Raw genomic sequence first — 7910 nt, forward strand, 5'->3', positions numbered from 1 at the left:
GATGAAATTAATCAAGACTGAGGAAGCCGTAGGGCATGTACTTTGTCATGATATAACACAGATCATTAAGGGTGTCACAAAAGATGCCCTTTTTCGTAAGGGTCATATTGTGACAGAAGAAGATATTCCTTTATTATTATCAGTGGGGAAAGAACATTTATACGTTTGGGAAAACGACGAGAGTATGATGCATGAAAATGATGCAGCTATGGTTCTACTAGATATGTGTAAAAATGACTACATGTCTTATGGTGAGATCAAGGAAGGAAAAATTGAACTAAAAAGCGAGATTCATGGCTTGTTTAAAGTGGATCGTAAGGCTTTATTTACGGTAAACTCATTTGGACAGATGATGATCGCAACAAGACACTCAAACACAGTAGTAAATCCGGGGGATAAACTTGCGGGTATGCGTATTATTCCTTTAGTAATTGAAAAGGAAAAAATGGATAAAGCTCGATCATTAATCACATCTAGTATTCTTGAAATTAAACCATTTGTATTAAAAAAAGCAGCTGTAATCACAACGGGAAGTGAAGTATATAAGGGAAGAATTCAAGATACATTTACTCCAGTTATTCAAGCTAAATTAGCTGAGTTTGGTTGTGAAATGGTATATCATGCGATTTGTGATGACGATGATAAAATGGTGACAGAAAAAATCAATGAAGCTTTAAATCAAGGAGTAGACATTGTTTTATGTACGGGTGGAATGAGTGTGGATCCAGATGATCGAACGCCACTGGCAATCAAGAATACAGGGGCTAATATCATTAGTTATGGTGCTCCAGTTCTTCCAGGGGCTATGTTTTTACTTTCCTATAAAGGAGAAGTTCCAATTGTTGGCCTTCCAGGATGTGTTATGTATGCCAAAAGAACGGTGTTTGATTTAATACTTCCTCGTTTACTTGCCAAAGATGTAGTGACATATGAAGAGTTATGTGATTTAGGGGAAGGTGGATTGTGTCTAGGTTGTAAGGTGTGCGCATATCCTAATTGTGGATTTGGAAAATGAGATATAAGTTAAAAATTCAAATTGGTAATAATGAGCCAAATTTTGGCAAGGGTGTTGTAGAATTGCTGGAGTTATGTGATAAATATGGCTCTCTATCAAAGGCATATAAAGAAATGGGAATGTCAAATTCAAAAGCTTGGAAAATCATCAAAAGAGCCCAAGAAGATTTAGGTTATGAGCTTGTTCATACGACAAGTGGTGGAAATCATGGTGGTGGCTCTGAATTAACTTCAGAAGGAAAAGCATTGGTTCGCAAATATAAATTGTTTCAAGAAAAAATAGAAATGTATTCTGAACAAGTATTTAAGGAAGTGTTTGAAATTGAATAAAGAAGAAGTATTGATTATTACTTTTAAAAGTATTCAAGATGTTCTTGATTTGGAGTCTAAGACAAAAAACGGGCGTATGATACCTGTTCCAAGTTGTGTTAAGGCAGGATGTGGCATGTGTTTTATGTCAAAAGATTTGGATGAGGAAAAGTGGAAACTCTTTTTAGAAGAACAAGGTGTTTCATATGAGGATATAGTAAGGGTGAATTTTTAATGAACGAAAAAATATATTGTAAGAGTGGTGGGTGTAGTGCTAAATTGGGTGCAAAAAAATTGAGTCACATACTAGAAAAAATTGATTCATTTAAAGATGAAAATGTTTTGGTTGGTTTTGATTCAAGAGATGATGCTGCTGTGTATCAAATTGATGAAAGTCATGCGTTTGTATCCACGTTGGATTTCTTTCCACCCATGGTAGAAGATCCATATTTGTATGGTCAGATTGCAGCTACAAATGCACTAAGTGATATTTATGCGATGAATGGTACGCCAAAAACAGCTTTAAATATTGTATGTTTTCCAGATAATGAAGATTTGAATATTTTAGGTAAGATTATTGAAGGCGGAAATAGTAAGTTAGTTGAAGCTGAGTGTGCTTTGGCAGGTGGACACTCTATTCGTGATGATTCCATTAAATATGGGTTAAGTGTGACGGGTCTAGTAGATCCAAAAGATGTAAAGAAAAATAATGGTACGCAATGTGGAGATGTTTTGGTTTTGACAAAGCCTTTAGGTGTTGGATTGACATTAAATGCGTTACGTATGGACGATTGCTCAAAAGAAATGCAGGAAAAAGTATTTAAAAGTATGACCACGTTAAATAAGTATGCGTGTGATATTTTAAAAAAATATTCCGTGCATGCCCTAACCGATGTAACAGGCTTTGGTTTATTGGTTCACTTAAATGAGATGTTAGATGAAAAAAATAGTGCGGTGATTTATAAGGATTCAATTCCATATTTTGATGACTGCCAAAAGTATGTCGAAGAGTTTTATTTAAGTGGAGCAGCACAGACGAACCGCAATAGTGTAGAGGGTAAAATCAGTTTTGATTGTGATTTCTTTACAGAGGAAATTTTATTTGATCCACAAACGAGTGGTGGCTTATTGGCAAGTGTATCTAGAGATGATTTGGAAAAGCTAAAGAAAGATTTTATGGAAAACAATCTTGAATTGTATGTTGTGGGTGAAGTCATTGAAAAAAATGAATATAATGTATATGTGAGAGGTATGAAGAGATGAAAACTTTAGATTGTAGAGGATTGGAGTGTCCACTTCCAGTCGTAAAGACAAAGGAAGCTTTAAAAGATGAAAATGCAGTTTCAACAATTGTGGATAATGAGATTGCGGTTGAGAACTTAACAAAGTTTGCGAAAGTAAAAAATTATACAGTAAGTTCTAAAAAAGAAGGTAAAGATTATATTGTTGAAATTTCAAAGGGTGATGAAGAAGCAGATTTTGAAGTAGAATATACGTATGCAGATTGTAGCTTGGCTAAGCCTAAAATGGTTGTGGTTTGTGCAAGTAATGTGATGGGTTCAGATCCAGAATTAGGTGCTTTATTGATGAAGTCTTTTATCTTTTCTTTGACAAAACAAGATGTATTACCAGATGAAATGATTTTTTATAATGAAGGTGTTAAAATCACAACAACTAAAAATGAGACTTTAGAAGATTTAAAATATTTAGCGGATAACGGAGTTGAAATTGTTAGTTGTGGAACTTGTTTGGATTTCTTCCATTTAAAAGAAGAACTTCAAGTGGGTTCAGTCACAAATATGTATGATATTGTAGAAAGAATGGAGAAGGCTGATAAAATTATCAAGCCATAATGGATATGAAAAAGTGTGTTATTGTGCGTGGTGGAGGAGATATAGCGACAGGGACAATATATAAACTTGTAAAAAGTGGATTTCAAGTATTGGTGTTAGAAGTTGAAAAGCCAAGCGCAATACGAAGAAATGTGGCTTTTTGTCAGGCTGTGTATGAACAAAAATTCACGGTTGAAGATATAACTTGTGTTTTAGTTTCAACGATAGAAGAAGCTAAAAAAGTGATGGCTAAAAATCAAGTTGCCATGATGATTGATCCCAAGGGTGAAATGATTTCTAAAATAGAGCATTTCGCCGTGGTCGATGCGATTCTTGCCAAGAAAAATTTGGGTACGACAATGGATATGGCACCGATTACGATTGGTTTAGGTCCTGGTTTTTGTGCAGGAAAAGATGTGCATGTGGTTGTGGAAACGATGCGTGGACATAATCTAGGAAGATTGATCTATGAGGGATGTGCTTTGCCAAATACAGGTGTTCCTGGAAATATTAAGGGATATTCAAAAGAAAGAGTGATTCATTCTCCTTGCACAGGTATTTGTCATAATGTAAAAAAGATTACAGACATCGTTGAAAAAGGAGAAATTATTGCGTATATCGATAAAACTCCTGTATATGCGAGTATGTCAGGTTTACTAAGAGGTTTGATTCAGGATGGATACAGTGTAACTTCTGGATTTAAAATGGCGGATATTGATCCTAGAGAGGATGAGTATCAGAATTGTTTTACAATTTCTGACAAGGCACGCTGTATTGCCGGAGGTGTTTTGGAGGCTATTTTACATGATTTATCTTGATCAAGCTGCAACTAGCTTTCCTAAATTAGAGGAAGTTAAACAAGCTGTAGTGAGTGCATTGGATGTGGCAGGAAATGCGAATCGCAGTTCCAATATGGATGCATCGCGTTTAATTTTTGAGGCAAGAAGAAATGTTGCCAAGTTTTTTGGATTATCGGATTTTCATCGTGTCATTTTAAATGGTGGAAATACCGAGAGTTTAAATACTTGTATTAAAGGAATTTTAAAAGAAAACGATCATGTGATCACTACATATGCGGAGCACAATAGTGTGCTTCGTCCTTTATATGAGTTAGAGGAAAAAGGTATTATATCTTTAACTGTTTGTTCGCCTTATTTGGAAGATATTAAAAACCAAATTCAAGATAATACGAGAATGGTTATCATGACACACAGTTCAAATGTGACAGGTGAAATCTTTGATGTGGATTTAATTGGAAAATATTGCCATAAATTAGGTATTCTTTTTATGGTAGATGCTGCTCAAAGCGCAGGTCATATTCCTGTATCTATGGAAAATATAGATGTTTTATGTTTTAGCGGACATAAAGGCTTGTTGGGGATTGGAGGCATTGGTGGTTTTTGTCTAAAAGATATAGAATTAAAGCCTTTGATTTCTGGTGGAACAGGCATAGATTCTTTTAATCTACATATGCCTGAGGCATATCCAGAACATTTAGAGGCGGGTACACAAAATCTTGTGGGGATTGCGGCCTTAAATGCGGGTATAAAGTATGTTTTGGAAAATCAAAAAGCGATTATGGAAAAGGAATACTTTTTACTTCAAAAATTATATGAAGGTTTAACTGGTTATGTAGAGTTTTATTCATCTTTAGATAATTCTACGCCTATTGTGGCAATCAATATTCCAGGTAAAGATAGTGCTTATGTAAGTGATGTATTGAATTATAAGTATGGTATTGTGACGCGTTGTGGTGCGCATTGTGCGCCATTGATGCATAAACATTTAAAGACAGAAGAAAGGGGAATTGTTCGTTTATCTTTATCTTTTCAAAATGCACTAGAAGAAATTGATTTTGTGATACGAGCGATTCGGGAGATTTCAAATGATTATTAGTGTGATTGGTTCGGGTGGAAAAACAACGTATATCCACAAATTAAAAGATAAATATGTTTCTTTGAATAAAACAGTTTTAATGTGTACAACTACGCATATGTTGATTGAAGAAGATACATTAGTAGATCCTAGTTATGATGAAATTATGCATAGAATTAAAACTTATGGATTTTGTCATGCGGGAAACAGGTGTGATGAATTTAAAATTGGAGCGTTAGATGAAGATTTGTTAAATCAATTAAAACAAGTTGTGGATGTGATTTTGATTGAGGCGGATGGTTCTAAACATTTGCCTTTGAAGTGTCCGAATGTGAATGAACCTGTTATGGATCCGGATACAGATGAGGTTGTATTGATTTCAAATTTAAAAGGGTTGAATAAGCCTGTAAAAGAAGTTGTGCATCGTTACGAGCTTACAGATTTAGATCCAGATGAACTAGTAACCCCTAAAATCATGCAGGATTTAATTCGTGTTTATTTAAAGAAATTAGATAAGTCTGTCAAAATCCATGTGAATGGGGACATAGATTTATATACGCGTTGTTTGAAGGCTTTATTAGAAGAAAATATCGATGTGGATATTCTTCAAAAAGAATGGTTTAATATGCAGCCTAAGCTTGTGATTTTAGGCTGTGGACATGTGAGTCAGTATTTGGCTAAGATGGCAAGTATATTAGAATTATATACAATTGTGATCGATAATCGTAAAGAGTTCGCTAATGTAGAACATTTTCCTTTTGCCAATGAAATTCATTGTATGGAATATGATCAAATGGATGCAGTATTACCAGAAGAAGAAAATACTTGTTATGTGATAGTGACAAGAGGGCATAAGGATGATAGGCTATGTCTAGAAAAGACATTGTGTAAGCCACATTTATATTTGGGCATGATTGGAAGTAAAGGAAAAGTAAAAAAGACTTTTGATGCCTTGATTGAAGAAGGATATTCTAAGGATGAATTATCCAATGTGCATGCACCAATCGGTTTAGATATTAAGGCACAAACGCCTGCTGAAATATCGATTAGTATTTTGGCTGAGCTTATTGAAATTAAAAACGCAAAGTTTAGTTCAAGTGTTTCTAAAGAATTATTAGAATCCAATGTTCATGGAACTTTATGTATCATCATTGATAAAAAGGGTTCAGCACCAAGAGGTGTTGGTAGTATGATGTTGGTGCATAAAGATGGAGTGATCGATACGATTGGTGGGGGAAGAGTAGAGTACCAGGCTATTCTAGATGCCAAAGAATGTAAAGAAGTTATGATCAAGGAGTACGATTTATCCAATGCAGAAAGTGCTACACTTGGTATGATTTGTGGTGGATATAATAAAGTCTTGTTTATACCGGTGTAAAGAGGGTGTTGAAGTTGAAGAAAAGAAGAAGACGAGTCAGAAAATCAGCTATTTTTGTGATTGTAGTATTACTTTTGATTATTGCGTTGTTGATTTCGATGATCGCAAAAAAAATAAGTGATAAACAAGTAAGTGAACCTAAACAAGAAAAGATAACAGAAACAAAAAAAGAGAATAAGAAGGAAGAAACAAATTTACCAAAGGTGAAAAAAATAGATCAAAGTGGTGACCCATATGAGAATACAGTAACGGTTTCGGATTTAGATTCGATTTATGTTCTTGTGAATAAGTATTCAGGATTACCAGCAGATTATGAGCCTAGTGATTTAGTTCAGGTGCCTTCCAGTGGTGAAAATGAGAATGTACGCATGCGAAAAGAAGCGGCAGAGGCATTTGAAAAGTTGATTGAAGCCGCCTCTGATGAGGGGTTCATTTTGAATGCTTGTTCAGCTTATCGTTCTTATGCATACCAAACAGATTTGTTTAATAATGGAGCTGCAAGCTATGGCGAAGAGTATGCGGATCGTTATTGGACAAGACCGGGATATAGTGAGCATCAGTCCGGATTAGCAGTTGATATTCGTATGGACAATGATTGTAGTGATTTAGATGTGGTTCGATACAATTCACACTATGATTGGTTGTTAGAAAATATGCATACGTATGGCTTTATTTTGCGTTATCCGGATGATAAAGAGGATAAAACTAAAATTGCTCCTGAAAGCTGGCACTTACGTTATGTAGGTGTAGATTTGGCAACGTATTTGTATAAAAATAACTTAGCGTTAGATGAATATTATGGAGCTTAGGCAATCGTTGGATTGCCTTTTTTTGATTTATCAAATGGTATATTGTATACTAAAAATGACGTATATAAAGGATAAACACATAATGATTAATAAAAAGATAATAGTAGGTGTAAGAAATAAGGATGCGGATGCCAAAAAAGAGCTTATTTCATTGACCAAAGATCATTTGGTACAAACAATTTATAAGCGATATATTGGCTTAGAAGAAAAAGAAATCAATGATATTTTACAGGCAACCTATACTTATGCCTTTACACATATGGATAAATTGAGTGATGATAAGAATTTTTTAAAATGGATCACAGTCTTGTTGAATAAACAATTGCGTGAGTATATGCAGGTAAAAGAAAATTCGGGTGTGACTACAGCTTTGCGTGAACTTCCTCAATATAGACAACCGGATGTGGATGATTGTTTAAATGAGATGCCAGAAAATCAAAAGACGGTGACAATCATGCATTGTTTAGGTAGATTGAAGGAGAAGGATATTGCGAATCGTTTAAAGATGAGTGAAGAAGGGGTGGCTCGTCTATTGAAGAGTGGTAAACAAAAAGTGAAAGATGTGTTGGAAAAGAAGTAATAGTCATGGGCAATCGATTAGGTTGCCTTTTTTATTACCTTAACTTTGTAAAAAATGTATAACTACAATTGAATTTTTGAATAAATTGTTGAAATTTCCTGTATTTATGGGAG

At 34.6% G+C, this 7910-nt stretch carries 10 protein-coding genes; all 10 read left to right on the top strand.

All coding sequences use genetic code 11. From position 1 onward, the window contains the following. Position 1: 1 nt before the first annotated feature. The 10 genes from Q0E86_RS08715 to Q0E86_RS08760 all read left to right on the top strand — a co-directional run bounded on the left by Q0E86_RS08715 (position 2) and on the right by Q0E86_RS08760 (position 7797). Positions 2-1015 carry a molybdopterin-binding protein gene (locus Q0E86_RS08715; RefSeq protein WP_295756293.1) on the top strand — a complete coding sequence of 338 codons (1014 nt, stop codon included), beginning with the start codon at positions 2-4 and terminating at the stop codon, positions 1013-1015. Then, positions 1012-1344, top strand: a complete 333-nt coding sequence (locus Q0E86_RS08720; protein ID WP_288517895.1) for a winged helix-turn-helix domain-containing protein — start codon at positions 1012-1014, stop codon at positions 1342-1344. The genes Q0E86_RS08715 and Q0E86_RS08720 overlap by 4 nt, the downstream gene beginning before the upstream one ends. Beyond that, positions 1337-1558 carry a DUF3343 domain-containing protein gene (locus tag Q0E86_RS08725; protein ID WP_295756298.1) on the top strand — a complete coding sequence of 74 codons (222 nt, stop codon included), beginning with the start codon at positions 1337-1339 and terminating at the stop codon, positions 1556-1558. Before Q0E86_RS08720 ends, Q0E86_RS08725 begins: the two co-directional genes overlap by 8 nt. Beyond that, on the top strand, positions 1558-2586 hold the full coding sequence (gene selD, locus Q0E86_RS08730) for a selenide, water dikinase SelD (protein ID WP_295756300.1): 1029 nt from the start codon (positions 1558-1560) through the stop codon (positions 2584-2586). Before Q0E86_RS08725 ends, selD begins: the two co-directional genes overlap by 1 nt. Next, positions 2583-3176, top strand: a complete 594-nt coding sequence (gene yedF / locus Q0E86_RS08735; protein WP_295756301.1) for a sulfurtransferase-like selenium metabolism protein YedF — start codon at positions 2583-2585, stop codon at positions 3174-3176. The genes selD and yedF overlap by 4 nt, the downstream gene beginning before the upstream one ends. After that, positions 3176-3973: a selenium-dependent molybdenum cofactor biosynthesis protein YqeB gene (gene yqeB / locus Q0E86_RS08740; protein ID WP_295756303.1), complete on the top strand. Its 798-nt coding sequence runs from the start codon at positions 3176-3178 to the stop codon at positions 3971-3973. The genes yedF and yqeB overlap by 1 nt, the downstream gene beginning before the upstream one ends. Continuing rightward, positions 3960-5051: an aminotransferase class V-fold PLP-dependent enzyme gene (locus tag Q0E86_RS08745; protein ID WP_295756305.1), complete on the top strand. Its 1092-nt coding sequence runs from the start codon at positions 3960-3962 to the stop codon at positions 5049-5051. Before yqeB ends, Q0E86_RS08745 begins: the two co-directional genes overlap by 14 nt. Further along, on the top strand, positions 5041-6408 hold the full coding sequence (yqeC, locus tag Q0E86_RS08750; protein ID WP_295756306.1) for a selenium cofactor biosynthesis protein YqeC: 1368 nt from the start codon (positions 5041-5043) through the stop codon (positions 6406-6408). The genes Q0E86_RS08745 and yqeC overlap by 11 nt, the downstream gene beginning before the upstream one ends. Before the next feature lie 14 nt (positions 6409-6422). After that, the gene (locus Q0E86_RS08755) at positions 6423-7217 is read left to right on the top strand and encodes a M15 family metallopeptidase (RefSeq protein ID WP_295756307.1); all 795 of its coding nucleotides are present in this window, start codon (positions 6423-6425) and stop codon (positions 7215-7217) included. An 82-nt stretch (positions 7218-7299) separates the two neighbouring features. Continuing rightward, positions 7300-7797, top strand: a complete 498-nt coding sequence (locus Q0E86_RS08760; protein WP_288517912.1) for a sigma-70 family RNA polymerase sigma factor — start codon at positions 7300-7302, stop codon at positions 7795-7797. Positions 7798-7910: the final 113 nt, after the last annotated feature.

Origin of the sequence: uncultured Holdemanella sp., assembly GCF_934754935.1 — a bacterium.
In the GTDB taxonomy this organism is placed as follows: domain Bacteria; phylum Bacillota_I; class Bacilli_A; order Erysipelotrichales; family Erysipelotrichaceae; genus Holdemanella.

What these genes read in the sequence shown, in the direction of transcription:
- Q0E86_RS08715 (WP_295756293.1), top strand. Translation starts at nt 2, where the DNA reads ATGAAATTAATCAAGACTGAGGAAGCCGTAGGGCATGTACTTTGTCAT.
- Q0E86_RS08720 (WP_288517895.1), top strand. Translation starts at nt 1,012, where the DNA reads ATGAGATATAAGTTAAAAATTCAAATTGGTAATAATGAGCCAAATTTT.
- yqeB (WP_295756303.1), top strand. Translation starts at nt 3,176, where the DNA reads ATGGATATGAAAAAGTGTGTTATTGTGCGTGGTGGAGGAGATATAGCG.
- Q0E86_RS08760 (WP_288517912.1), top strand. Translation starts at nt 7,300, where the DNA reads ATGATTAATAAAAAGATAATAGTAGGTGTAAGAAATAAGGATGCGGAT.
- yqeC (WP_295756306.1), top strand. Translation starts at nt 5,041, where the DNA reads ATGATTATTAGTGTGATTGGTTCGGGTGGAAAAACAACGTATATCCAC.
- selD (WP_295756300.1), top strand. Translation starts at nt 1,558, where the DNA reads ATGAACGAAAAAATATATTGTAAGAGTGGTGGGTGTAGTGCTAAATTG.
- Q0E86_RS08745 (WP_295756305.1), top strand. Translation starts at nt 3,960, where the DNA reads ATGATTTATCTTGATCAAGCTGCAACTAGCTTTCCTAAATTAGAGGAA.
- yedF (WP_295756301.1), top strand. Translation starts at nt 2,583, where the DNA reads ATGAAAACTTTAGATTGTAGAGGATTGGAGTGTCCACTTCCAGTCGTA.